21 protein-coding genes are annotated in these 23,758 nt (G+C 61.6%); 18 read left to right on the plus strand and 3 right to left on the minus strand.

Annotated elements, in window-relative coordinates; all coding sequences use genetic code 11:
• Window positions 1-62: 62 nt before the first annotated feature.
• From gmd to ONG87_RS09300, 10 genes are all read left to right on the plus strand, one after another.
• Window positions 63-1,094 carry a GDP-mannose 4,6-dehydratase gene (gmd, locus tag ONG87_RS09255; protein WP_122714154.1) on the plus strand — a complete coding sequence of 344 codons (1,032 nt, stop codon included), beginning with the start codon at window positions 63-65 and terminating at the stop codon, window positions 1,092-1,094.
• The gene (locus ONG87_RS09260; protein ID WP_264382724.1) at window positions 1,094-1,990 is read left to right on the plus strand and encodes a GDP-mannose 4,6-dehydratase; all 897 of its coding nucleotides are present in this window, start codon (window positions 1,094-1,096) and stop codon (window positions 1,988-1,990) included. Before gmd ends, ONG87_RS09260 begins: the two co-directional genes overlap by 1 nt.
• The gene (locus ONG87_RS09265; protein WP_264382725.1) at window positions 1,991-3,136 is read left to right on the plus strand and encodes a glycosyltransferase family 1 protein; all 1,146 of its coding nucleotides are present in this window, start codon (window positions 1,991-1,993) and stop codon (window positions 3,134-3,136) included.
• The gene (locus ONG87_RS09270; protein ID WP_301335543.1) at window positions 3,133-4,248 is read left to right on the plus strand and encodes a glycosyltransferase family 4 protein; all 1,116 of its coding nucleotides are present in this window, start codon (window positions 3,133-3,135) and stop codon (window positions 4,246-4,248) included. The genes ONG87_RS09265 and ONG87_RS09270 overlap by 4 nt, the downstream gene beginning before the upstream one ends.
• Before the next feature lie 24 nt (window positions 4,249-4,272).
• Entirely contained in the window at window positions 4,273-5,244 is a 972-nt protein-coding gene (locus tag ONG87_RS09275; protein ID WP_264382726.1) for an SDR family oxidoreductase, read from the plus strand.
• Window positions 5,241-6,251 (plus strand): glycosyltransferase family 4 protein, encoded by a 1,011-nt coding sequence (locus tag ONG87_RS09280; RefSeq protein ID WP_264382727.1) that lies wholly within the window; start codon window positions 5,241-5,243, stop codon window positions 6,249-6,251. Before ONG87_RS09275 ends, ONG87_RS09280 begins: the two co-directional genes overlap by 4 nt.
• A 100-nt stretch (window positions 6,252-6,351) precedes the next feature.
• The gene (locus ONG87_RS09285; RefSeq protein ID WP_264382728.1) at window positions 6,352-8,352 is read left to right on the plus strand and encodes a nucleoside-diphosphate sugar epimerase/dehydratase; all 2,001 of its coding nucleotides are present in this window, start codon (window positions 6,352-6,354) and stop codon (window positions 8,350-8,352) included.
• Window positions 8,353-8,567: 215 nt separating this feature from the next.
• Window positions 8,568-9,464 (plus strand): glycosyltransferase family 2 protein, encoded by an 897-nt coding sequence (locus ONG87_RS09290; protein ID WP_264382729.1) that lies wholly within the window; start codon window positions 8,568-8,570, stop codon window positions 9,462-9,464.
• 16 nt (window positions 9,465-9,480) lie between these two features.
• A complete protein-coding gene (locus tag ONG87_RS09295) occupies window positions 9,481-10,116 on the plus strand; it encodes a CatB-related O-acetyltransferase (protein ID WP_264382730.1) in 636 nt (211 codons plus the stop codon).
• 169 nt (window positions 10,117-10,285) lie between these two features.
• Window positions 10,286-11,176 (plus strand): glycosyltransferase, encoded by an 891-nt coding sequence (locus tag ONG87_RS09300; protein WP_122478340.1) that lies wholly within the window; start codon window positions 10,286-10,288, stop codon window positions 11,174-11,176.
• A 119-nt stretch (window positions 11,177-11,295) separates the two neighbouring features.
• Here the strand turns inward: ONG87_RS09300 and ONG87_RS09305 are convergent, their stop codons facing one another.
• Entirely contained in the window at window positions 11,296-12,501 is a 1,206-nt protein-coding gene (locus tag ONG87_RS09305) for an O-antigen ligase (protein WP_192047217.1), read from the minus strand.
• Window positions 12,502-12,799: 298 nt separating this feature from the next.
• On the opposite strand from ONG87_RS09305, the gene ONG87_RS09310 reads away from it, so the two are divergent.
• Window positions 12,800-13,123, plus strand: a complete 324-nt coding sequence (locus ONG87_RS09310) for a helix-hairpin-helix domain-containing protein (RefSeq protein WP_122478336.1) — start codon at window positions 12,800-12,802, stop codon at window positions 13,121-13,123.
• A gap of 15 nt (window positions 13,124-13,138) precedes the next feature.
• Here ONG87_RS09310 and ONG87_RS09315 read toward each other — a convergent pair whose 3' ends face one another.
• Window positions 13,139-14,419 (minus strand): glycosyltransferase, encoded by a 1,281-nt coding sequence (locus ONG87_RS09315; RefSeq protein ID WP_264382731.1) that lies wholly within the window; start codon window positions 14,417-14,419, stop codon window positions 13,139-13,141.
• 449 nt (window positions 14,420-14,868) lie between these two features.
• On the opposite strand from ONG87_RS09315, the gene ONG87_RS09320 reads away from it, so the two are divergent.
• From ONG87_RS09320 to ONG87_RS09350, 7 genes are all read left to right on the plus strand, one after another.
• Window positions 14,869-15,330, plus strand: a complete 462-nt coding sequence (locus ONG87_RS09320) for a histidine kinase (RefSeq protein ID WP_122478332.1) — start codon at window positions 14,869-14,871, stop codon at window positions 15,328-15,330.
• A gap of 188 nt (window positions 15,331-15,518) precedes the next feature.
• Window positions 15,519-16,814 carry an MFS transporter gene (locus tag ONG87_RS09325; RefSeq protein WP_264382732.1) on the plus strand — a complete coding sequence of 432 codons (1,296 nt, stop codon included), beginning with the start codon at window positions 15,519-15,521 and terminating at the stop codon, window positions 16,812-16,814.
• Window positions 16,815-17,082: 268 nt separating this feature from the next.
• A complete protein-coding gene (locus ONG87_RS09330) occupies window positions 17,083-18,081 on the plus strand; it encodes a 2-dehydro-3-deoxygalactonokinase (RefSeq protein WP_264382733.1) in 999 nt (332 codons plus the stop codon).
• Between the two features lies 1 nt (window position 18,082).
• On the plus strand, window positions 18,083-18,706 hold the full coding sequence (locus ONG87_RS09335) for a 2-dehydro-3-deoxy-6-phosphogalactonate aldolase (RefSeq protein WP_264382734.1): 624 nt from the start codon (window positions 18,083-18,085) through the stop codon (window positions 18,704-18,706).
• A gap of 172 nt (window positions 18,707-18,878) precedes the next feature.
• The gene (dgoD, locus tag ONG87_RS09340; protein ID WP_122478323.1) at window positions 18,879-20,027 is read left to right on the plus strand and encodes a galactonate dehydratase; all 1,149 of its coding nucleotides are present in this window, start codon (window positions 18,879-18,881) and stop codon (window positions 20,025-20,027) included.
• 145 nt (window positions 20,028-20,172) lie between these two features.
• The gene (locus tag ONG87_RS09345; RefSeq protein ID WP_122478321.1) at window positions 20,173-21,483 is read left to right on the plus strand and encodes an MFS transporter; all 1,311 of its coding nucleotides are present in this window, start codon (window positions 20,173-20,175) and stop codon (window positions 21,481-21,483) included.
• Between the two features lie 58 nt (window positions 21,484-21,541).
• Window positions 21,542-22,351, plus strand: coding sequence for an IclR family transcriptional regulator (locus ONG87_RS09350; protein WP_264382735.1), 810 nt, complete (start codon window positions 21,542-21,544; stop codon window positions 22,349-22,351).
• Window positions 22,352-22,459: 108 nt separating this feature from the next.
• Here the strand turns inward: ONG87_RS09350 and ONG87_RS09355 are convergent, their stop codons facing one another.
• Window positions 22,460-23,596, minus strand: coding sequence for a hypothetical protein (locus ONG87_RS09355; protein ID WP_264382736.1), 1,137 nt, complete (start codon window positions 23,594-23,596; stop codon window positions 22,460-22,462).
• Window positions 23,597-23,758: the final 162 nt, after the last annotated feature.

Consider the following 23,758-nt stretch of genomic DNA (forward strand, 5'->3'; position numbering starts at 1 on the left):
CAAGCGTTGTTCGGTTTCTCTTTCGCTGCCTTGTCGGCACTAAATGGAGTTGGTTAATTCGCATGAAAGCTATTGTCACTGGTATCACTGGTCAAGATGGCGCCTATCTGGCGGAACTGCTGCTGGAAAAGGGCTACACCGTATACGGCACCTACCGCCGTACCAGCTCCGTCAACTTCTGGCGTATCGAAGAGCTGGGTATCCAGAACAACCCTAACCTGCACTTGGTCGAGTACGACTTGACCGACCTGTCTGCCAGCATCCGTTTGCTGCAGACCACCGAAGCCACCGAGGTCTACAACCTCGCTGCGCAGAGCTTCGTCGGTGTTTCGTTCGAGCAGCCGCTGACCACCGCCGAAATCACTGGCCTGGGCGCTGTCAACCTGTTGGAAGCCATCCGCATCGTCAATCCGAAGGCGCGCTTCTACCAGGCTTCGACTTCCGAGATGTTCGGCAAGGTGCAGGCCATTCCTCAGATCGAGGAAACCCCGTTCTACCCGCGCAGCCCCTACGGTGTGGCCAAGCTGTACGCCCACTGGATGACCATCAACTACCGCGAGTCGTACGGCATCTTCGCCACCAGCGGCATCCTGTTCAACCACGAGTCGCCTCTGCGCGGCCGTGAGTTCGTGACCCGCAAGATCACCGACACCGTCGCCAAGATCAAGCTGGGCCTGCAGGAAACCCTGGAGCTGGGCAACATCGACGCCAAGCGCGATTGGGGTTTCGCCAAGGAATACGTCGAAGGTATGTGGCGCATGCTGCAGGCCGACGAGCCGGACACCTTCGTGTTGGCCACCAACCGTACCGAAACCGTGCGTGACTTCGTCACCATGGCCTTCAAGGCCGTGGACATCGAGATCAAGTGGCAGGGCGAAGCTGAATCCGAGCAGGGCCTGTGTGCCAAGACTGGCAAGGTGCTGGTTTCGGTCAATCCGAAGTTCTACCGCCCAACCGAAGTTGACCTGCTGATCGGCAACCCGGCCAAGGCCAAGGCCGTATTGGGCTGGGAACCGAAGACCTCGCTGGAAGAGCTGTGCCGGATGATGGTCGAGGCTGACCTGCGCCGCAACGAGAAAGGGTTTTCCTTCTGATGGCTAATGTCGGCAAACGCGCATTGATCACTGGTATCCAGGGTTTCACCGGCCGCTACATGACCGCCGAGTTGCAGGCCCATGGGTATGAAGTCATCGGCTTGGGCAGTCAGCCGTCGGAGGAGCCAGGTTACTACCAGGCCGATCTGAACGATGCGCCCAGGCTCAGCGCGTTGCTGGCAGAGCTGCAGCCCGATTACGTGGTTCACCTCGCCGCACTGGCGTTCGTGGGCCATGGCGTGGCTGATGCGTTCTATCAGGTCAACCTGATCGGTACGCGCAACCTGCTCGAAGCGGTCGCCGCTTCGGGCAAGGCGCCTGAATGTGTATTGCTGGCCAGTAGCGCCAATGTGTACGGCAATGCATCCGAAGGCATGCTGGACGAAGGCACGGCCCCCGCGCCGGCCAACGATTACGCCGTCAGCAAGCTGGCCATGGAATACATGGCCAGCTTGTGGCAAAACCGCTTGCCCATTGTCGTCACCCGGCCGTTCAACTACACCGGGGTGGGGCAGGCGGACAATTTTCTGTTGCCCAAGATCGTCTCGCACTTCCGCCGCAAGGCCGACGTGATCGAGTTGGGCAACCTCGACGTGTGGCGCGATTTCAGCGACGTACGCGCGCTGGTCGCGGCTTACCGTGGGCTGTTGGAAAACAAGCCCTTGGGGCAGACCGTCAATGTCAGCTCGGGTGTCACCCATTCGCTGCGTGAAGTGATCGAGTTGTGCGAAAGCATCACCGGCCATTCCATCCGTGTGGAAGTGAACCCCGCATTCGTGCGCGCCAATGAAGTGAAGACGCTGTGCGGTGACAATACCCGTCTGCGTTCGCTGGTGGGCGACTGGCAGACCCCGCCGTTACGCGACACCCTGCAATGGATGTTGGCTGCCCAATAAATGAAGGTCGTCCTTTCCGTCGAGCCTGTGCGCTTTCCGCTGACGGGCATTGGACGTTATACCTATGAGCTGGCGCGACGCCTGCAGAGCAGTCCGGAAATAACCGACCTGCAGTTCTTTGCCGGGCGCAGCTTCTTGCCGGCGCTGCCGAGTGCTGCGGACGCGTCCGGCAGCGGCTACAGCCTCAAGCGGGCAGTGCAGAAAAACTTTCTGGCCATCGAGGCCTATCGTCTGCTGATGCCATTGCTCAAGGCGCGTGCCCTGAAAGGGCATGGCGATTATCTGTATCACAGCCCCAATTATTACCTGCCGCCGTTCAAGGGGCCGCGCATTGCGACCTTTCACGACCTGTCGCCGTTTACCTGGTCCCAGTGTCACGCGCCGCAGCTGGCGCGCTACCTGCAGAAAGAGCTGCGGCTGACCTTGAAGCGTGCGGACCGCCTGATCACCGATTCCGAATTTACCCGGCGCGAACTGGCCGAGTATTTCGATTGGCCGCTCGAGCGGATCGATACCGTGCCGCTGGCCAGTTCGCCGGAGTTTCATCCGCGCAGCGCGGCGCAAACCGCTGAAGTGCTCGGGCGCTACGGGTTGAGCCACGAAGGCTACAGCCTGTTCGCCGGCACCATCGAGCCGCGCAAGAACATCGAGACACTGCTCACGGCCTACGAAACGCTGCCGCTGGCCACGCGCCAACGCTGGCCGTTAATCCTGGCCGGCTACCGAGGCTGGCAGAACGAGGCGATCTTTGCGCGCATCGAGTCGGCGCAGCGCCAGGGCTGGGCGCGCTATCTGGGCTTCGTGCCGGCCGAGGACTTGCCGGTGCTGTTCGCGGGCGCGCGGTTGTTTGCCTTTCCGTCGTTGTACGAGGGGTTTGGCCTGCCGGTGCTGGAGTCGATGAGTTCGGGCGTGCCGGTGGTCTGTGCCAATAACTCGTCCCTGTTGGAAGTGGCGGGCGAGGCGGCGCTGATGTGCGAGGCGATGGATATCGAAACCCTGGCGCAGCACATGGCCAAGGCGCTGGAAGACGACCCATGGCGCGCCGAGGCTCGGCAACGTGGTCTGGCCCACGCCGACGGATTCTCCTGGGACCGTTGTGCGGCGCAGACGTTGATATCCTATCGCCGCACGTTGGAAACCCGATGATCAAGGTGCTGCACTTCTTCAAGACGTACTTTCCCGATTCCATGGGCGGTATCGAGCAGGTCATCTTTCAGCTTGCAGAGGGATGTGCCGCGGGCGGTGTGCAATCCGAAGTGTTGTACCTCAGCGAGCGCGGCGCGGCGCGTGGCGAACGGGTAGGGCACCATGTGGCCCACCGTGCCAAGCTCGATTTGCACGTGGCCTCGACCGGGTTTTCCTGGTCGGCGCTGGGCGATTTCAAGGAGTTGGCCAGCCAGGCGGATCTGATTCACTACCACTTTCCGTGGCCGTTCATGGACCTGGTGCATTTTGCCAGCCGCACCGGCAAGCCGTCGGTGGTCAGTTATCACTCCGACATCATCAAGCAGAAGACCCTGCTCAAGTTGTATCAGCCGTTGATGAATCGCTTCCTCGGGTCCATGGACCGCATCGTCGTGTCTTCACCCGACTACGCGGCCAGCAGCCCGGTGCTGCAGCGCTTCACTGAAAAGTTGTCAGTCATCCCGTTCGGCCTCGATCCCGCTACATACTCCACGCCGTCTGCCGAGCGCCTGGCGCATTGGCAGGCGCGCTTTCCCGGCAAGTTCTTTCTTTTCGTCGGTGCGCTGCGCTACTACAAGGGTCTGAACTACCTGCTCGATGCTGCCAAGGCGACCGGCTTACCGGTGGTGATTCTTGGGGGTGGCCATTTGGAAGCTGAGCTCAAGGCCTATGCCCAGCAGCTTGAAGTGAGCAACGTGCATTTTCTCGGCGGCTTGCCGGATGAAGACAAGGCGGCGCTGCTGACCCTGTGCCACGCCTTCGTGTTTCCGTCGCACCTGCGTTCCGAGTCGTTCGGCATTTCGCTGCTTGAAGGCGCCATGTATGGCAAACCGATGATTTCGTGCGACATCGGCAGCGGCATGAGCTACATCAACCTGGCCGGTGAAACCGGACTCGTTATCCCGCCGCGTGATCCCCAGGCGCTGGCGGCGGCCATGCAGACACTGTGGAACGATGAAGCCCTGGCCAGTGCCATGGGCGCCGCCGCGGCGCGTCGCTTCCAGCAGGTGTTTACCGCGCAGGGAATGGCGGACAGTTATGTGCAGTTGTATCACGACGTATTGCAGCGTTAATCCATTCGACCAAGGTGCTCGCCCATGATCTCGAAAGCTGTTTTGGTAACTGGCGCGTCGGGTTTTGTCGGTGCCGCTGTCGCGGCTCGGCTGGTGCGGCTGGGCTGCCCGATCACCCGCGCCGCCGTGCGCCGCGCCTACACAAAACTGCCCATTGGGGTGGAAGGCTGCGTGGTGCCCACGCTGGCCGCCGACACCGACTGGACCAGCGCGCTCGCCGGCATTGACAGTGTGGTGCACGCCGCTGCGCGTGTGCACGTGATGCGCGAGTCGCACGCCGATCCCTTGGCCGAATTTCGCCGGGTGAATGTCGAAGGCACGCTGAACCTTGCCCGCCAAGCGGCGCAGGCCGGGGTGCGGCGCTTTGTTTTCATCAGTTCGATCAAGGTCAATGGCGAAGCCACCGAGCCGGGGCAGCCGTTTCGTGCCGACGACGAGCCGTCTCCGCGGGATGCCTACGGCATTTCCAAGCTGGAAGCGGAAGTGGGCTTGCGAGCATTGGCAGCAGGCACTGGCATGGAGGTGGTGATCATTCGCCCGGTGCTGGTGTACGGGCCAGGCGTGCGCGCGAATTTCCAGACGCTGCTGCGTCTGGTGAGCAGTGGTGTGCCGCTGCCTTTGGGCAAGACCAGCAACCGTCGCAGCCTGGTGGCGCTGGACAATCTGGCGGATCTGGTGTGCACCTGCCTGGAACATCCGGCTGCGTCGAATCAAACCTTTCTGGTCAGTGATGGCGAGCCGGTGTCCACTGCGAACCTGGTGCGCGCCATGGCTGCGGCGATGGGCAAGCAGCCGCGGCTGCTCGATGTGCCGTTGCCGTGGATGAGCCGCGTGGCCAATGCCTTGGGGCAGGGTGCAGTGACGCAACGGCTGTTTGATTCCCTGGAAGTCGACATCGACAAGAATCGCCAATTGCTGGGCTGGCAGCCGCCCACCTCCATGGCCGACGCGTTAGCCGCCACGGCGCGGCCCTACGTGGCAGCGCGCCGTCGATGAGCTTGCTGGTATGGCTGCTGGTCGTGCTGGTGCTTGCCTATGGGCTGACCTTCGCTTTGCGTCGCTATGCGCTGGCGCGCAGCCTGATGGACGTGCCCAACGCGCGCAGTTCCCACACGGTGCCGACCCCGCGCGGCGGTGGCGTGGCGATCGTACTGGTGTTTCTGGCCGCCATCAGCGGGCTGGCGCTTTGGGGAATGCTCGAAAGCCATGTTTGGCTGGCCCTGTTCGGCAGTGGGGCGCTGGTGGCCGTGGTGGGTTTTCTCGATGATCACAATCACATCGCTGCACGTTGGCGCCTGCTCGGGCATTTCACAGCGGGCGGCTGGGCCCTGCTGTGCCTGGGTGGCATGCCTGGCGTGATCGGTGCGGTCGACGGGCTTGCCGCGTTGTGGTGGGTATTCGGCCTGTTGTACCTGGTGTGGATGCTCAACCTCTACAACTTCATGGACGGCATTGACGGTATCGCCAGTGTCGAGGCCATCTGCGTGTGCGCCGGGGCCTGTTTGATCTATGCGCTTGGCGGGCATGCGCAGTTGATGTGGCTGCCGGCCGTGCTGGCGGCGGCGGTGTCGGGCTTTCTGCTGTGGAACTGGCCGCCGGCGAAGATCTTCATGGGCGATGCGGGCAGCGGTTTTCTTGGGCTGGTGCTGGCGGTGCTGTCGGTTCAGGCAGCGTGGACCGAGCCGGCTTACTTCTGGGGGTGGGTGATCCTTCTGGGTGTGTTCATCGTCGACGCCACGTTCACCTTGCTGCGGCGTTTGCTGCGCGGTGACAAGGTGTATCAGGCTCATCGAAGCCACGCCTATCAGTACGCCTCGCGGGTCTACGGGCGTCATCTGCCGGTGACCCTGGCGACGGCGTCGATCACGCTGGGCTGGCTGTTACCCTGGGCCATTGCCGTGACGGTTTTCGGTCTGAGCCCCGTTCTAGGCACCTTTATTGCGTACATCCCTTTGTTGTGGCTGGCTTTTCGTTATCATGCGGGGGAATTGGAACGCGCATGAAATTGCGTTCGCGCACTGGTGCAATCGGCTGATCGCACTTAAGGTTACGTAGTTGCTACAACCGACCGTCACGGTCTGGGGCCATTCGGGTCGAATACTGATGGATAGAATACGTACACGCTTGCTGGGTTTGCCACGTCGCCAGAAGCGCATGCTGCAAGTGGTCGCGGACATCGTGCTGGTCTGGGTCGCCCTGTGGATGGCCTTTCTGGTGCGCCTGGGCATCGAGGACATGTACAACCCGATCCGCGAGCACGAATGGTTGTTCGTGGCCGCGCCGTTCGTGGCCATACCGCTGTTCATTCGTTTCGGCATGTATCGCGCGGTGATGCGCTACTTCGGCAACGATGCACTGGTGGCCATCGTCAAGGCGGTCAGCCTGTCGGCGCTGATCCTGGCGGTGGTGGTGTATTGGTACAGCAACCACCAGACGGTGGTGCCGCGCTCGATCATCTTCAATTATTGGTGGATCAGCCTGGTCATCATCGGCGGCCTGCGCCTGGCCATGCGCCAATACTTCATGGGCGACTGGTTCAACGCCGTGCACAACGTGCCGTTCGCCGGGCGTGACGACCGTTTGACCAAGGTGGCGGTGTACGGCGCCGGTGTTGCAGGCAACCAACTGGTTGCCGCACTGCGCATGGGCCGGGTGATGCGTCCGGTGGCGTTCATCGACGACGACCCGAGCATATCCGACCGGGTGATTGCCGGTATTCAGGTGTTCAAGCCCAAGCATATCCAGCGCATGATCGATCTGACCGGCGCCGAGGAGCTGTTGCTGGCGTTGCCGTCGACGTCGCGCTCGCGGCGTCGCGAAATTCTCAGTTTCCTCGAAGGCTTTCCGCTGCACGTGCGCAGTGTGCCCAACTTCACCGCGCTGGCCAGTGGTGAGGTGAAGGTCGACGACATCCAGGAAGTGGACATTGCCGACCTGCTCGGTCGCGATTCGGTGCCTGCGCAGGATGACTTGCTGGAACACTGCATTGCTGGCAAGTCGGTGCTGGTGACCGGGGCAGGGGGATCGATCGGCTCCGAGCTGTGCCGGCAGATTCTTGGCCTTGAGCCGGCGCTGCTGATTCTGCTGGATCATGGCGAATTCAATCTGTACACCATCAGCGGCGAGCTGGAGCAGCGTGCTGCCCGTGAAGGGTTGCACGTACAGATGCTGCCGACCCTGGGCACGGTGCGCGACCAGGCCAAGCTGCTCGAGGTGATGACCACCTGGAAGGTGGACACGGTGTACCACGCGGCGGCCTACAAGCATGTGCCGATGGTGGAACACAACATTGCCGAGGGTGTACGCAACAACGTGCTGGGTACGCTGAACTGCGCCCAGGCGGCGTTGCAGGCGGGGGTGGCCAACTTCGTGTTGATTTCCACCGACAAGGCGGTGCGGCCTACCAACGTGATGGGCAGCACCAAGCGCTTGGCGGAGATGACCCTGCAGGCGCTGAGCCGTGAAGTGGCGCCGGTGTTGTTCGGCGACCCGGCCAACGTCGCGCGGGTGAACAAGACACGCTTCACCATGGTGCGCTTCGGCAATGTGCTCGGCTCGTCGGGGTCGGTGATTCCGTTGTTTCACAAGCAGATCAAGTCGGGCGGGCCGGTGACGGTGACCCATCCGAACATCACCCGCTATTTCATGACCATTCCCGAGGCCGCGCAGTTGGTGATCCAGGCCGGGTCGATGGGGCGTGGTGGTGAGGTGTTCGTGCTGGACATGGGCGAGCCGGTGAAGATCATCGACCTGGCACAGAAGATGATTCACTTGTCGGGCTTGAGCATTCGGTCCGAGCAGAATCCCCAAGGGGATATCGGCATCGAGTTCACTGGGCTGCGGCCGGGTGAGAAGCTGTATGAGGAATTGCTGATCGGCAACAACGTGGTGGCTACCCGTCATCCGATGATCATGAGCGCCCATGAGGATCATTTGCCATGGGAAGCCCTCAAGGGCGAGCTGACCGGTTTGCTGCGGGCACTGGATGACACGGATTTCGACCGGGTCCGCGAGATATTGCAGGAAGCCGTGAGCGGCTACGCGCCCGAAGGCGAGATCGTCGATTGGCTGCACATCCAACAGCACCGCGGCACCCCCGACTGATCCGGCGTCTTGCAAACCCGCCCCCCCGTAGGAGCGGCCAGTGGCCGCGAAGGCCGCCCCGCATTTCGCCTGACCCACCGCGCGGACCTTTTCGCGGCCAATGACCGCTCCTACGGTGGGGGCCATGGATTGGTCGACAATCGGGTACGGATCGCCCATCATGCAGCGCTGCCGATATCAGGCCGTACATACCCGAATTAGTCGTTGCCCATAAAATGACCGACATACTTTCCGAACCTGCCGTTCGAGCCGACGTAGCGGATTTGCCCCTCGTTTCGATCGTGGCGCCGTGCTACAACGCTGAAAATTTCCTCGAAGAGGCGTTGGCCAGCATCTTCGCCCAGGACTATCCGAATTTCGAAGTGATCATCGTCGACGACGGTTCCAGTGACCGCAGCATCGAGATGCTCACCGCGCTGCAGGCGACCTACGACTTCCAGTTGCTGCGGCAAACCAACCAGGGTGTCAGCGCCGCGCTGAATTTCGGCCTGCAGCACGCCCGCGGCAAATACGTATCCACGCCGGATCTGGACGACATCATGCTCGCCCACTCTCTGCGCGTACGTGTCGATTACCTGGAGCAGAACCCTGAAGTCGGCGCGGTAGGTGCATTGATCACCTACATGGACACCCAGGGCAACGCCCTCAAGGACCAGACGCACACGCGCATCCGCCGCATGGATTTCGCCGACATCCTCGCCAATGCCCGGGTCTGCGGCGCGCCAGTGTCGTTGTACCGCATGGACGTGCTGCGCAAGGCCAAGTTCTACGACCCGGCGATCAAGGTCCAGGATTTCCAGATCACCCTGCGCATTGCCGAACAGGGCGTCGAGATCCATATGCTGCCGGTGATCGTGACCCGCTACCGGCGCCATCCGCACAACCTTTCGCGCCGCTACAAGACCTTGTTCGAAGCCGACATGCGCGCCATCGAGCCCTATCGCGGGCACCCCGGCTATGAGCGCGGCCGCGCCAAACTGGTCAACAAGGCGTTGAAATACGCGGTGGTGGAAGACAAGAAGGATGCGCTGCGACTGCTGCGCTCCATCCCGCTCAAGCTATGGGATCGCACCACGCTTCGCCGTCTCAAGCGTCTGGTGCTGCATTGGTAAGTAAGGAAGTGCGTCGATGAAGTGGTGGGACCGGTTGAAGAAAAGGAAGGTTCGCAAGCACCTCGGGCAGTTCGAGAAGCTGTTTCGCGGGCCCGAGCGAATCCGCATGCGCTACCCCCAGTATGCAATCGGGGTGGGCACCTACGGCATTCCCGACGTGCAGGAGTTCGGTGACGACACCACCTTGAAGGTCGGCAACTACACCTCGATCGCCGAGGGGGTGAAGATTCTGCTCGGGGGTGGCCATCGCACCGATTGGGTGTCGTGCTTTCCGTTTCCGTTGATCATCGACGAGGTCAAGGACGTGCCGGGCGCAGCGCCCACCAAAGGCGACGTAGTGATCGGCAGCGACTGCTGGCTGTGCGCTAATGTGTTGATTCTGTCCGGTGTGACGGTTGGCCATGGTGCAGTGGTTGCAGCCGGCGCGGTGGTGACCAAGGACATACCGCCCTATGCCGTGGTGGGGGGCAACCCGTGTCGGTTCATCAAATGGCGTTTCGAAGAACGCGTACGGGACGCCTTGCTGGCGTCGGCGTGGTGGGACTGGCCTGTTGCCGAAGTCAAAGCCGTGGCTCATCTGCTGTGCAGCGACGACCTCGAGGCGTTTCTGGCCTATGCCCGCAACCGCCAGCCAACAACCGTGGCTGGATGAAGTAGTTGGAAGCGTCATGCGCTTGCCAGCGTTGCAAGCAAGGCCTCACATCCATTGAGGTCATGCATTGTTACAATGCGAATGGCCCTGGCGATTGGCTCGGCCGCTCGTCGTACCTAGAGTGCCTACCTTCGCGTAGACACGGCATCACTTTTTCAGAGCAGCGAATATGAACACGTCCACCTCCGACAATCGAAAGCAGCCCTTGGTGTCGGTGATCATCGCCTCGTACAACCATGCGCCGTATATCGAGGCCTCGATCGGCAGCGTGCTGGCGCAGACCTACGCCAACATCGAGTTGCTGGTGGTGGACGATGGTTCGACCGATGGCAGCGTCGAGCTGCTGCGCAAACTCAGTGCCGAGCATGGTTTCGATCTGCGCGTGCAGGAGAACAAGGGGCTGTCGCGGACGCTGAACGAGTCGGTGGCACGTTGCCAGGGCAGCCTGGTGGTGCCGTTCGGGTCGGATGACGTGATGTTCGCCCATCGTATCGCCACTCAGGTGGCGTACATGGAAGGCAAGCCCGAGGTGGGTATCTGCTCGGCCAATACCGAGATCATCGATGCGACCGGCAAGGTGATGTGCGAGCGTGAACAGCGCAAGCGCAATGAGCCGTTCCGCCGGCTGGATTTCGACGACATGTTCATGGACCGCAAGCCGGGGCCGACCGCCGCTACGCTGATGTTCCGTCGCGAGGCGCTGGAGAAGGTGGGTGGGTTCGATCCGGAGATTCGCCTTGAGGATGTCTATATCGAGTTGGCAGTGACCCGCGCGGGTTATTTCATCGATGTACTGGGTGAGCCTCTGGCGCAGTACCGCAAGCATGCGACCAACACCTACAAGAATGGCCGCTTCATGGTCGAGAACGTGCTCAAGACCTACGCCGTGTACCGCGAGCACCCGGCGTACGAGCAGGTGCGCTGGCGTTTTCTCAATTCGATGTTCTTGAAGTATGCGCGCAAGGACAAGGGCCTGAGCAGAGAGCTGCTGGGCATGATTCCGCTCAGGGCCTGGAACAGGAAGACCCTGCGCGGCATGCTCCGTATGGTATTCAGCTGAAATCCGCGTAGCCTTTTTCGCGGCCGATGACCGCTCCTACGGGGCGTCGGATTCTCCGTAGGAGCGGTCCGTGGCCGCGAAAGGCGCACTGCGTTGCATCAGACAATCCGTAATGTCACTCAAACGGCCTTGGCAGGGCGGCTGAGGCGGTTGCCCCAGTGGCATAGCCATTGCGCGTACACCAGCGCCATCGGAATCCAGATCAGGAACCAGTGCTCCTTGGGGCGAGACATGAAGGCGCTGCCTTCGGTCAGCCCCGACGCAAACCCGAACACCAGCCAGGTTGCGGCCAACACCACCTGCGGTTCGCGGCGATTCATCCAGCAGAAGCGCATGGCCAGACCATACAGCACCATCCACAGGCTGAGCCCTGCAACGCCGCCGATGTACAGCACGCCCAGTTCGATATTATGCGGGTCGGCCAAGGTGTACGGCAGGCCAGGTATGACGATGGTCATCTCCGAATCGTAGCCGCGCCCCAACCACGGGTTCTCGCCGATCTGACGCAGTGACTCCATCCAGATTTCCGGCCGGTACGACGCCCCGCGCGAGGTCAGCACATCGGGCATTACCACGTACAGCGCTGCGATCCCCAGCAGTGCAATGGCAATTGCCAGCCCGCCGCGTTTCTTGTTTCCCGCCGCCATCAGCCACAGCAATGCCGCCGCCATGCCGATGATCGGCGTCCGCGAACCCGTGGCGATCAAGGTTACGCCCAGTACCGCCAGGCACCCCAGCGCCAACGGATTCCACGGATTGCGTCCGATGTACCAGGTGGCCAGCCAGACACTGGCAAAGGCGCCGAACACATGGGCGCTGAGCAGAGGGTTGTAGAGCGCGCCATACCCATCCAGACGGCTGCCCAGGGACGCGCCTTGCACGCCATAGAAATAGATCAACGACAAACCCGCCGCTGCCGTGGCGATCACTGCCGCTGCACGGGTGAGTTGCGCCAGTCGCGCGGGCACCTTCAGCGCGATCAGGCCAGCCGAGAGCAGCACCATGGCGATGTAGAGCGGCCGCTTGAACAGCGAGCCGAAGTCTTCGCCGTCTGCGGCCCAACTGACACTCAGCAGGATGTAGGCGCTGAAGGCCACGAAGGCAAGGAACATCGGGTTGCGCACCAGCGCCTTGAACGGACCCGGCTGCAATGCCAGGGCGAGCAGGGTGGGCACCGCCAGGAAGATGTAGAACAGCTTGTGATACAGAGAGCGATCCCATGCCCAGAACATGCCGGTCATGATGACCAACCAGCCGATGGGGAGCACATAGGCGTTCAGCACGTGCACCGTACGCTCGCGCACGGAAGTACTCTGGGATTGCATGAGAGGTTGTCTGTCCATAGGCCTTGGCAGTGAAGTGTTTGGGGGCGGGTGGATTGTACGTGGATGTGACTTTGCATCAACACAGAAGGTCCGAACGCCGAAAAATCCTACGGGCTGGTGCAGCGCACATAGCTACTTACACATGCCTTCGATCCGTCAGGCGCCCGCGCAGCCCGGGGCAGGGCCAGTGCGACACGTCGTGCAACAGGGTGGCACTGGAACATCTGCGATGCGGGGCTAGGGTTGGCAGGCGGCTCGGGAATGCCGCACTTCTCATTCAAGTCATGGAGCATAAGCAATGCGCAAGATCCTCCTTCCTGCACTGGCGCTGGCATTCTTCGCCAGCACCGCGGTGCCCATTCTAAGCTCGCCAGTTATGGCCGCGCCTGCCGCCTCGGTATCGGTTGCCCATCCGGGACTGCCGGGCAGGGTCAACCTCAATACGGCCGACGCTGAAACCCTCAAGAAGGAACTCTCCGGGGTCGGCCTGACCAAGGCGACCGCCATCGTCAAGCACCGACAGACCTACGGGCCATTCGACTCGGTGGAAGAACTGCTGGAGGTTACGGGTATCGGCAAGGCCTTGCTGGATCGCAACCGCGACAAGCTGGTCGTCAATTGACGATCGGTCGCAGGCTCAGCTGGAGCTGACCAGACGCAGTTTGAACCGGTCGGGAATCACCGCCTCGACGATATCGGCAGCCCGCTGGGTGCCGCCCATCAGGTGGATGGCATCGGCCAGGTTCTCCAGGTCGGGCCATTGGTTCTCCAGCAGATGACGCATGTGTTCCGCCAACTCCCGGCTGCTGCAATGCCGGCTGGCGTGCACGCCGGAACCGCTGTAGGCCACCCGCGCCGCAACGCCTGGCTGGTCGGCGGCGATGGGCAAGGCCAGGATCGGCGTTTCTGCCACGACGGCTTCGAGCACGATGTCGAGGTCGCCGTGGGTCACCAGCACGTCGGCATACTGCAACAGCATGGGCTGGTCGGCAAAATCCGTGACCCAGGTTGCGCCGTGCCGCAGCAGTTGATCGCTTTGCCGATGACTCAGCCCACCGCAATGCATGACCAGCAGTTGGGCATCGAGCAACTTGCAGGCCTGGGCAATGCGTTTGAACAGGCTCATGCGGTTGCCATGGAGCCGGCCCAAGGTTGCGAAGACGAAAGGCCGAGCATTGTCCAACGTGTAGGGCAGGTGGTTGGTCTCATCGGACACCCGGCGCAGGGGGCCGACCTCATGAAACCATGGCGGCAGGTTGGGCCGCGGAAAATCGAACTCCAGCACCGTTTGGCTGATTTGCGCGAGCGGCGACAGGCATTGATGCAGGCCCTCGCGGACGCTCAGCCCAAGTGCGACGGACTGACGGGCAATGGCTTTGCGCAATGGCTTCATGACCCAGTCATGCCGGCGCTCGGCGCGCGCATACCGCTCGATGGCGTCTTCGCCGCGCTCGTACGGGTAGGGCAATACGGCCAACGGTACGGTTATGTCCTCGCGGTTGACCGGCAATGCGCAGGCGACGGACACGAACGGCAGGCCAAGCGACTCTGCCACCAGCCCGCCCGCTGCTTCCATCTGGTCGCACAGCACGGCGTCGATGCGTTCTTCGCGCAGAGCGTTGGGCAACTCTTCACAGAGCATCTGCGTGACTTGCGCCATATCGGCGTAGGTACGCCGCTGGCCGAGCAAAGTGTCGAAATTGGCTGCCAGTGCAAGGCTTTTTGCCAGGCTTCCGGCAGGAAAGCGTTCCTGGCCGACGCTGCGGAATTTGACCCTGTTGCAATGCAATAGATGACGTGCGTCGGGTTGGTGGAAGAACGTGACGCTGTGTCCGCGGTCGATCAGCTCCATTGCCAGGTTTTCAAGCGGTTGAAAGTGGCTCGGCAGGGGTGGAGCGATGATGGCAAAGCGGATCATTGTCGACTCCCGCGCGTTCAGGTGAACACAATGCGTCAGGTCCTCTCTCAACGGCAAGCGGGGCCTGCCGTACGCTGATGCAGCTAGCGTGAATTAGGGGAGGGTTCGAAGCTATGAGCGCAGGTACTTGCCGCTCGTTCCGTGTTGTCACCGGAAATGTATCTGGAAACGGCGCTAACCGTCGGAAATATGCTGGGTAAACTTTAAGTAATAAAGAATTAAAGCATTACAAAACATCAGCTTGCAGACAATCTCAAATGTAGTTTGTGATTTATCGTCAAACGCTCGACGTTTTCCGTTTCGAACTGTCGTTTGGGAGAGTAAGCTTGCCGGCGGGCCACCCCCTGGGGGTGATGATCATTGGAAGCCGCGGGTTGAATTGCACCCGCTGTAGTGGCTTGGCGAGGCGGGTAAGGGATCGTCCTGCGCCGACGCCTGGGAAGTGGATGATGGCTGACAAGAGATTGCGGATTCTGATTGCCGACGAGTTGGACCAGCAGGCGGTGCAGATCGAACGAACGCTCAACAACCTGGGCTATTTCAGAGTGGTGCCGGTGGGTTCGCTCGACGAACTGCTGACCATGGTGCAAAGCGCTTACGAGCCTTTCGATCTGTTGATTGCCAACACTGACATGGCTGTGCGGTCGGGTGTCGATCTGCCGCGGTTCTGCAAGAACAGTGAGCACGTTCGCCATGCTTTGCTGTATGAAAGCCAGAAGCGGATCGAAACCGAACTGGCCGACCCTGGCGGTGAGCGGTTGAGCACCAGCGTCACGCAGCTGCCGGACCGCGACGCGCTGCAGACCTTCATGGCCATTGTCGAATCGCCCAAGGCGCCGCCGGAGCATCGCGTTCGCGTGATCGGCGATGGCATCCGAGCACGCAAGTCCCTCAGCTCACCGCCGCTGTAGGAGCGGTCGTCGGCCGCGAACCGGGCATTGCGGTGTATCAGCCAGTCTGCGGCGCTCCTTTCGCGGCCGATGACCGCTCCTACGGGATAGGCACCTCATAGCGCCTGCCACGCCTGACGGTTTTTGCTATCCTGCGCGCCTTTGACAGGCGCGAGGATACGCGCCGTCGGCCACCAGCGGACTTGCCCATGCCTGCCGATAGCTCTGCCCAGCCATTGCTGCTCAACCGCAGCGACCACAAGACCCTCGGTCTGGCGGCCCTCGGTGGCGCGCTGGAAATCTACGATTTCATCATCTTCGTATTCTTCGCCCTGACCCTCAGCCAGCTGTTCTTCCCGCCGCAGATGCCCGAGTGGCTGCGCCTGTTGCAGAGCTTCGGTATCTTCGTGACCGGCTATCTGGCCCGCCCGTTGGGCGGCATCCTGATGGCGCATTTCGCCGATCGTCTGGGGCGCAAGCGTGTGTTCAGCCTGAGCATCCTGATGATGGCGGTGCCCTGCCTGCTGATCGGCATGATGCCCACCTATGCGCAGATCGGTTACTTCGCGCCGCTGCTGCTGCTGGCCCTGCGCATTCTGCAGGGCGCTGCCGTGGGGGGCGAGGTGCCCAGCGCCTGGGTGTTCGTGGCCGAGCACGTGCCGCTGAGAAGACGCGGCTATGCCTTGGGGTTTCTCCAAGCGGGGCTGACCTTTGGCTATCTGCTCGGCGCATTGACTGCCACCGTGCTGGCGCGGGTGTACACCCCTCAGGAAATCCTCGATTGGGCGTGGCGTTTGCCCTTCCTGCTGGGCGGCGTATTCGGCGTGGTCGGTGTGTGGCTGCGGCGGCTGCTCAGCGAAACACCGGTATTTCTGGCCATGCGCGCGCGCAGTGAGCAGGTCAGCGAATTCTCCCTGCGTACCGTGCTGCGTGAACACCGCGCCTCGTTGATCCCGGCGGTGTTGCTGACGTGTGTGCTGACTTCGGCGGTGGTGGTGCTGGTGGTGATCACGCCGACGGTGATGCAGCAGCGCTTTGGCCTGGATGCGCGGCACACCTTTGCGCTGAGTAGCCTGGGTATCGTCTTCCTCAACATTGGCTGCGTATTGGCTGGCCTGCTGGTCGATCGCATCGGCGCCTGGCGTGCGCTGGTCCTTTATAGCGTGCTGCTGCCGCTGGGCATCACCGCGCTCTATGCCAGCCTGGTTGCCGGGGTCGGCAGTCTTGCCGTGGCCTATGCGCTGGCCGGTCTGGGGTGTGGAGTGGTGGGTGTGGTGCCGTCGCTGATGGTCGGCCTGTTTCCCGCCAAGGTGCGTGTATCGGGCATTTCGTTTACCTACAACATCGCGTATGCGCTGTGGGCGAGTACCACGCCGCTGCTGCTGATCGCCTTGATGCCGTGGAGCCCGTGGGTCTGTGTGGGCTATTGCGTGGTGATGGGTGCGGTCGGTGTCGGCACCGCCTGGCTCTTCGGCAGACGCCGACCTCTTCAGGCCTACGCCTGACCTCAAACAAACCGGCCACCAGGCCGGTTTTTTTATGCCTCGATCTCGGTTCCCATGTGGGAGCGGGATCTGCCCGCGAATGAGGCGCTGCGGTCTGACAGATACACGGCGGGGCATTCTTCGCGGGCAGAGCCCGCTCCCACAGGAGTGATGTAAATAATCCCTATATATGGGATTGATAATTATATATTGAGATTATCGTTCAAATGGATTTATAGTCGGCCATCACACACCGCCACTCACTACCAAAAACAAACAAGGTGAAGCGATGCAGCCGCAAATCGTTGCACTCGATTGGGGAACCAGTTCCCTGCGAGCTTATCTGCTCGGCCCTGATGGCCACGTACTCGACCAGCGTTCGCTGGATCGGGGCATCATGCAGTTGTCCAACACCCCCCGTAGCATTTGCGGCGAACAGACCAGCGATGGTTTCGAGCTGACCTTCGATGAAGCCTGCGGCGACTGGCTCGATGCTTTTCCTGACGTTGCCGTGATCGCCTGTGGCATGGTCGGCAGCGCCCAGGGTTGGCACGAGGTGCCGTATTGCCAGAGCCCGGCGCAGGCCGCCGATGTCGCCGCCGGCATGGCTCGCGTGCGTACCCTCAGGGGTATCTATGTGCATCTGGTGCCCGGCGTGCTGCAACGTTCGGCACTGCCCAACGTCATGCGCGGCGAGGAAACCCAGATCTTCGGCCTGCTGCAGTCGTTGCCTTCGGGCGAGCGCGACCAGACCTTGCTGATCGGCCTGCCTGGCAGCCATTCGAAGTGGGCGAGGGTGGTCGAGCAGCGCATCGAGCATTTCGACACCTTCATGACCGGCGAGCTGTTCGCCGCAGCCAGTGCCCACACCATTCTCGGCCGCACGCAGAAGCGCAGTGCGTCGTTCGACGGCGCGGCGTTCGAGCGCGGTGTAGCCGTGGCGATGTCGCGCGAGGGCAGCATCGGCGTGCTGTCGACCATGTTCAGCGCGCGCAGCCTTGGCCTCACCGGCCAATTGGCGAGCAGTGAACAAGCGGACTATCTGTCTGGCCTGATGATTGGCCACGAGCTGCGCGCCCTGGCCGAAATGCTGCGTCAGCGCAGCGGGCAGGAATCGCTGCCGGCTGTGGTCCTGATCGGCAGCAGTGCGTTGTGCCAGCGCTATCGGCAGGCATTGGCCTTGTGTGGCTTCAACAGCGTCAGCCTGGCCGAACAGGCCACCGAACGCGGTCTCTGGAGCCTGGCGCTGGCCGCCGGGCTCGTCGCTCAACAGTTCCAAGAGGTTTGACATGCTCAAGCAAGCAATGGCCCAGAACGGGCTGATCGCCATTTTGCGCGGCCTGCGCCCCGAAGAGTCGGTGACCATCGGCGAGGTGCTGTACAGCGCCGGGTTTCGCATCATCGAGGTGCCGCTCAACTCTCCGCAGCCTTTCGACAGCATTCGGCTGTTGCGCAACAGTTTGCCTGCCGATTGCCTGATCGGTGCCGGAACGGTGCTGTCGGCCGAGCAGGTACTTCAGGTCAAGGCGGCGGGAGGGCAACTGATCGTCATGCCGCACAGCGATCCTGCAGTGCTCAAGGCGGCCAAGGAGGCCGAGATGTTCCTGGCGCCGGGCGTGCTGACGCCGACCGAAGCGTTCGCCGCGCTGGCTGCCGGTGCCGACGTGTTGAAACTGTTCCCGGCCGAGTCACTGACGCCGGCCGTGGTCAAGGCCCTGTTGGCGGTGCTGCCCAAAGGGACGGCGCTGGTACCGGTGGGAGGCATCAGCCCGGACAACATGCAGCCGTTTCTCGACGCCGGCGTTGCCGGGTTTGGCCTGGGTTCGGGCCTGTTCAAGCCAGGCATGACGGTGCAACAGGTGGCGGATAACGCGAAGGCGTACGTCCAGGCCTGGCAGTCATTGAAAGGTTGACACGCTGTGCGCCCCTGTAGGAGCGGTCATCGGCCGCGAAGGGGCACAGCACAGTGACTGATCCACCGCGTCGCCCGGTTCGCGGCCACGGACCGCTCCTACGAAATCCATACGGGCGGCAACGGCAACATTTACAGACGCTCGAGCGTCCATCGAACAAGAGAGACAACAGATGAAAATCACCAAACTCACGACCTTCATCGTTCCACCGCGCTGGTGCTTCCTCAAGGTCGAGACCGACGAGGGTGTGGTTGGCTGGGGCGAGCCCGTGGTCGAAGGCCGCGCGCACACCGTGGCTGCCGCAGTTGACGAATTGTCCGATTACCTGATCGGCAAGGACCCACGCAATATCGAAGACATCTGGACCGTGCTGTACCGCGGCGGTTTCTACCGTGGCGGCGCCATCCACATGAGCGCCCTGGCCGGTATCGATCAGGCGCTGTGGGATATCAAGGGCAAGGCCCTGGGCGTTTCGGTCAGCGACCTGCTTGGCGGGCAGGTACGCGATCGGATCCGGGTGTACTCGTGGATCGGCGGCGACCGCCCGGCCGACACGGCGCGCGCGGCGAGCGAGGCGGTGGCCCGTGGTTTCACTGCGGTGAAGATGAACGGTACCGAAGAACTGCAGTTTCTCGACACGTTCGACAAGGTCGATCGCGCCCTGGCCAGCGTTGCGGCGGTGCGTGATGCGGTAGGGCCGAACGTGGGCATTGGCGTCGACTTCCATGGCCGGGTGCACAAGCCCATGGCCAAGGTGCTGATGAAGGAGCTGGACCAGTTCAAGCTGATGTTCATCGAAGAGCCGGTGTTGAGCGAGAACTACGAAGCGCTCAAGGAGCTGGCGCCGTTGACCAGTACGCCGATCGCACTCGGTGAGCGTTTGTACTCGCGTTGGGACTTCAAGCGGATTCTCAGTGAAGGCTATGTGGACATCATCCAGCCCGATGCCTCGCATGCCGGGGGCATCACCGAGACCCGCAAGATCGCCAACATGGCCGAAGCCTATGACGTAGCGCTGGCCTTGCATTGCCCGTTGGGACCGATCGCGCTGGCGGCGTGCCTGCAGCTGGATGCGGTTTGCTACAACGCCTTCATCCAGGAGCAGAGCCTGGGCATCCACTACAACGAAAGCAACGATCTGCTCGACTATGTCACCCACCCCGAGGTGTTCGATTACGACAATGGGTTCGTGAAGATTCCGAACGGGCCGGGGCTGGGGATCGAGATCAACGAGGAGTACGTGCGGGAGCGCGCAGAGATCGGCCATCGCTGGCGCAACCCGATCTGGCGCCATGCCGACGGCAGCTTCGCCGAGTGGTGATCCACCGCTGATACCGCGGCGCGGCCTTCGCGGGTAGAAAGCTCGCCGCCCACCCCGCTCCCACACGGGCGGCGAGATTTCTACTCGCGAAGGCGTCCGGCCTGTCGCCGCATCACCCCTCTACAAATACAATAAGAGGCACCCCATGCATACCCAATCCACTACCGCCGCGCCGGCGCTGGCGACGCCCAGCCGCAAGCGCTTTTTCATCATGGTGCTGTTGTTCATCACCGTGGTGATCAACTACCTGGACCGCAGCAACCTGTCCATCGCCGCACCGGCGCTGACCAGCGACCTGGGCATCGATCCGGTGCACGTCGGCCTGATTTTCTCGGCATTCGGCTGGACCTACGCCGCCATGCAGATCCCCGGCGGCTGGCTGGTCGACCGCGTTCCGCCACGCATCCTCTACAGCGTGGCCCTGGCGTTGTGGTCCATTGCCACCGTCATGCTCGGCTTTGCCGGCAGTTTCATCGCCCTGTTCGTGCTGCGCATGGCCGTGGGCGCGCTGGAAGCGCCGGCGTATCCGATCAACAGCCGCGTGGTGACGACCTGGTTCCCCGAGCGCGAACGTGCCACCGCCATCGGCTTCTACACCTCGGGCCAATTCGTCGGCCTGGCCTTCCTCACCCCGGTACTGGCCTGGCTGCAGCACGAATTCGGCTGGCACATGGTGTTCGTCAGCACCGGTCTGGTGGGCATTGTCTGGGCAGTGATCTGGTACGCGGTGTATCGCGAGCCGCGCGATTTCAAAGGCGCCAACGCGGCCGAAATCCAGCTCATCAGCGACGGCGGCGGCTTGGTCGACATGCAGAAATCGGCGCGCCAGGCCAAGGCCGGTTTCAGCTGGACCGACCTGGGCATCGTGTTGAGCAAGCGCAAACTCTGGGGTATCTACCTGGGCCAGTATTGCCTCAACTCGACCTTGTGGTTCTTCCTGACCTGGTTCCCGACTTACCTGGTGAAATACCGCGGCATGGATTTCATCAAATCGGGCATGCTCGCCTCGCTGCCGTTCCTGGCCGCTTTTGTCGGCGTGCTGTGCTCGGGGTTCTTTTCCGACTGGCTGATCCGTCGCGGTGCCAGCATCGGCCTGGCGCGCAAGCTGCCGATCATCGGCGGCCTGCTGATCTCGACGTGCATCATCGGCGCCAACTACGTCGATTCGACCCCGCTGGTCATCGCTTGCCTGGCGCTGGCCTTTTTCGGCAACGGCCTGGCGTCGATCACCTGGTCGCTGGTTTCGACCCTGGCCCCTGCGCGGTTACTGGGGCTGACGGGCGGGGTGTTCAACTTCATCGGCAACCTGTCGGCGATCACCACACCGATCGCCATCGGCTTCCTGGCGACCGGCGACTCGTTCGCGCCCGCGATCACTTACATTGCGGTCACGGCGCTGGTCGGGGCGTTGTCCTACATTCTGCTGGTGGGCAAGGTCGAGCGGATCGAGCTTTGACCCGATTGCGAGCAGGCGAACATAATGCGCCTGCTTTTACCTGACGCGAAGGTTGACCATGCAGGACGACATGCCCCCCGCCGCACCGACCGGCACCCAGACCCTGCTCCGCGGGCTGGCAGTGATCCAGGCCGTGGCCGGCGGCGCCCGTGATCTGAAAGAGATCGCACGGCGCATCGGCACCACGCGCAGCACCACCCACCGGCTGGTCAGTTGCCTGGTGGACGAGCGCTACTTGCGGGTGCTGCCCCAGGCGGGCTATCTGCTCGGGCCGCGGCTGATCGAGCTGGGCTTCCAGGCACGGGACGAAGTGCCACTGGTGATGTTGGCCAGCCCTTGGCTGGATGAACTGTCGGCGCGAACCGGCGATACCATTCACCTGGCGATTCGCGACGGCGACGAGGTGCTGTACCTGCACAAGACCCCAGGGCGCAATGGCCCGGAGATGCGTTCGCGGGTAGGTCATCGCATGCCGCTGGCGCGCACCGGCATCGGCAAGGCGCTGATGCTCGACGCCGAGGCGGCCGAATGGCAGAGGCTGTTCGAACGGGGGGAGGCCGTTGCGGCGGAATCCGCCCTGTGGCCCGACCACCCGCAACTCACCTGGCCCCAGTTCCAGGCCCGTATGCAAACCTATGTGACGGGTCGCTATGCGTTCGACCTGGAAGACAACGAACCGTCGATTCGCTGCGTGGCTGCACCCATCCGCGATGCCAGCGGACAAATCGTGGCCGCGATCAGTGTCGCCAGTACGCTGCCTTACATGCCTGTGGAGAAGATGGAATCCCTGGTTCCTGTGGTCCAGAAAGCCGCCCACGCCATCTCCAGCGAGCTTGGTGCCAAACCCTTGCCTCGAGCACGAGCTTAACGGCACCCGGCCATCACACCACGTCCCTGTAGCAGCGGCGCAAGCCGCGTCTGGTCACACTGCGGTCGTGCAAGTACACCGCATATATTTCAGACGCGGCTTGTGCTGCTAACGACTTGGTTCTGCGCCGCTCGATGACCAGACCAGCTGGTCTTCAGCCGCATACCCAAAAGGTGCATCAGGCTTGGTGTCGTCGATTGAAATGACAGGAATAGCCTTGCCGGTCATCTCGAAGATCAACAGCTGCTCGTGTTGAGCACCCCAGCGCCCCGTCAGATAATGGTCCGATTGCTTGGCCCGTTTGTGATACCACAAAGCTTCTATCGGATCATTGGCTGGATTCTCGGCATCCCAGTTTTCCGGTGACGCATTCACTATCAACTCATTCCATTCCTCCGGCTCCCGCTGCGTGTGCCACAGGTTTTGCGCTTTTACAGCTTCCATGAACGGAGCGGGGGAGTGCGTGCTGAACGAGCAATAGGGAAATATATAAGTCGTTTTCTCCATCCATTGTGCAGCGGTGGTGACGCCAAGGGCGGCACAGTTGCTGTTGTCAACATCAGACTGAGGCTGCTCGATCACGCCACAGCCATTGTCGGCATTGGAATTGGAATAGCCGTTTATAGGAAATATGCAACGTGTGCTGTAGGCGACTTCGTCTGCGGCATTAAGCAGGATTCCGAATCCCATGGTCTGATAAGCCCAGATCGACGTTGCTGCACTGGTTATGTCCTGTCTTATATAGGTCATCGGCAGGATGTCTTTCAACGCGGAGGTACCCGCCGGAACCCATGTCGGTACGGTGCCGCCATGCTCGTTGCTCCGCAGCACAATGCCTGAGCACCGGTATGCCGCCTTGCTTTCACAGTCCGGTACCACGTGATTGAACCGGGCATTCAGCTTGGCTGCCAGCTCCTCTCCGGTCCCCGTCTTTGAAGGCACATTGGCTTTTGGGTTCGGGTTTGCCGACGTTTTATGTTGAGATGCCGCACGGGTTTTCAGCGCATCCGCCATGAAAGTCGATACTTCTGCGGCAAGGGATGAAATCTTCTTTTCATCCATAGGCATTTCGTCGATTGCCTTTCGCCATTCTTGTACCCACCTGGCTTTCAACTCGGCAGGCGCATCGACGTTGGAAATCCAATTGATGGAGGATGAATTAAAAGTTGGCGTTTCAGGCTCTACTGCCTGGGCGGATGAATGACCCAGTACCATCAAGGTCATGAAAATTACAGTACGTTTCATCTTCGTTGTCCTTAAGTTTTCACGAAGGAAAGTCCCTTCCAGATAACTTTAGATGGTCTACTGTGCTTTTCTATTGACTGGAAAATATTTCCATGTTGGCTGGGATATTATTTACATTGTTCCGGTAGTCGAGTAGTTCTTTTCATGACTGCTCATTGCAAA

The organism is Pseudomonas sp. MM227 (assembly GCF_947090715.1).
Lineage (GTDB): Bacteria > Pseudomonadota > Gammaproteobacteria > Pseudomonadales > Pseudomonadaceae > Aquipseudomonas > Aquipseudomonas baltica.

Bases quoted from the DNA above. Each gene is read 5' to 3' on its own strand.
- gmd (WP_122714154.1), top strand. From the start codon at position 63: ATGAAAGCTATTGTCACTGGTATCACTGGTCAAGATGGCGCCTATCTG.
- ONG87_RS09260 (WP_264382724.1), top strand. From the start codon at position 1,094: ATGGCTAATGTCGGCAAACGCGCATTGATCACTGGTATCCAGGGTTTC.
- ONG87_RS09265 (WP_264382725.1), top strand. From the start codon at position 1,991: ATGAAGGTCGTCCTTTCCGTCGAGCCTGTGCGCTTTCCGCTGACGGGC.
- ONG87_RS09270 (WP_301335543.1), top strand. From the start codon at position 3,133: ATGATCAAGGTGCTGCACTTCTTCAAGACGTACTTTCCCGATTCCATG.
- ONG87_RS09275 (WP_264382726.1), top strand. From the start codon at position 4,273: ATGATCTCGAAAGCTGTTTTGGTAACTGGCGCGTCGGGTTTTGTCGGT.
- ONG87_RS09280 (WP_264382727.1), top strand. From the start codon at position 5,241: ATGAGCTTGCTGGTATGGCTGCTGGTCGTGCTGGTGCTTGCCTATGGG.
- ONG87_RS09285 (WP_264382728.1), top strand. From the start codon at position 6,352: ATGGATAGAATACGTACACGCTTGCTGGGTTTGCCACGTCGCCAGAAG.
- ONG87_RS09290 (WP_264382729.1), top strand. From the start codon at position 8,568: ATGACCGACATACTTTCCGAACCTGCCGTTCGAGCCGACGTAGCGGAT.
- ONG87_RS09295 (WP_264382730.1), top strand. From the start codon at position 9,481: ATGAAGTGGTGGGACCGGTTGAAGAAAAGGAAGGTTCGCAAGCACCTC.
- ONG87_RS09300 (WP_122478340.1), top strand. From the start codon at position 10,286: ATGAACACGTCCACCTCCGACAATCGAAAGCAGCCCTTGGTGTCGGTG.
- ONG87_RS09305 (WP_192047217.1), bottom strand. From the start codon at position 12,501: ATGCAATCCCAGAGTACTTCCGTGCGCGAGCGTACGGTGCACGTGCTG.
- ONG87_RS09310 (WP_122478336.1), top strand. From the start codon at position 12,800: ATGCGCAAGATCCTCCTTCCTGCACTGGCGCTGGCATTCTTCGCCAGC.
- ONG87_RS09315 (WP_264382731.1), bottom strand. From the start codon at position 14,419: ATGATCCGCTTTGCCATCATCGCTCCACCCCTGCCGAGCCACTTTCAA.
- ONG87_RS09320 (WP_122478332.1), top strand. From the start codon at position 14,869: ATGGCTGACAAGAGATTGCGGATTCTGATTGCCGACGAGTTGGACCAG.
- ONG87_RS09325 (WP_264382732.1), top strand. From the start codon at position 15,519: ATGCCTGCCGATAGCTCTGCCCAGCCATTGCTGCTCAACCGCAGCGAC.
- ONG87_RS09330 (WP_264382733.1), top strand. From the start codon at position 17,083: ATGCAGCCGCAAATCGTTGCACTCGATTGGGGAACCAGTTCCCTGCGA.
- ONG87_RS09335 (WP_264382734.1), top strand. From the start codon at position 18,083: ATGCTCAAGCAAGCAATGGCCCAGAACGGGCTGATCGCCATTTTGCGC.
- dgoD (WP_122478323.1), top strand. From the start codon at position 18,879: ATGAAAATCACCAAACTCACGACCTTCATCGTTCCACCGCGCTGGTGC.
- ONG87_RS09345 (WP_122478321.1), top strand. From the start codon at position 20,173: ATGCATACCCAATCCACTACCGCCGCGCCGGCGCTGGCGACGCCCAGC.
- ONG87_RS09350 (WP_264382735.1), top strand. From the start codon at position 21,542: ATGCAGGACGACATGCCCCCCGCCGCACCGACCGGCACCCAGACCCTG.
- ONG87_RS09355 (WP_264382736.1), bottom strand. From the start codon at position 23,596: ATGAAACGTACTGTAATTTTCATGACCTTGATGGTACTGGGTCATTCA.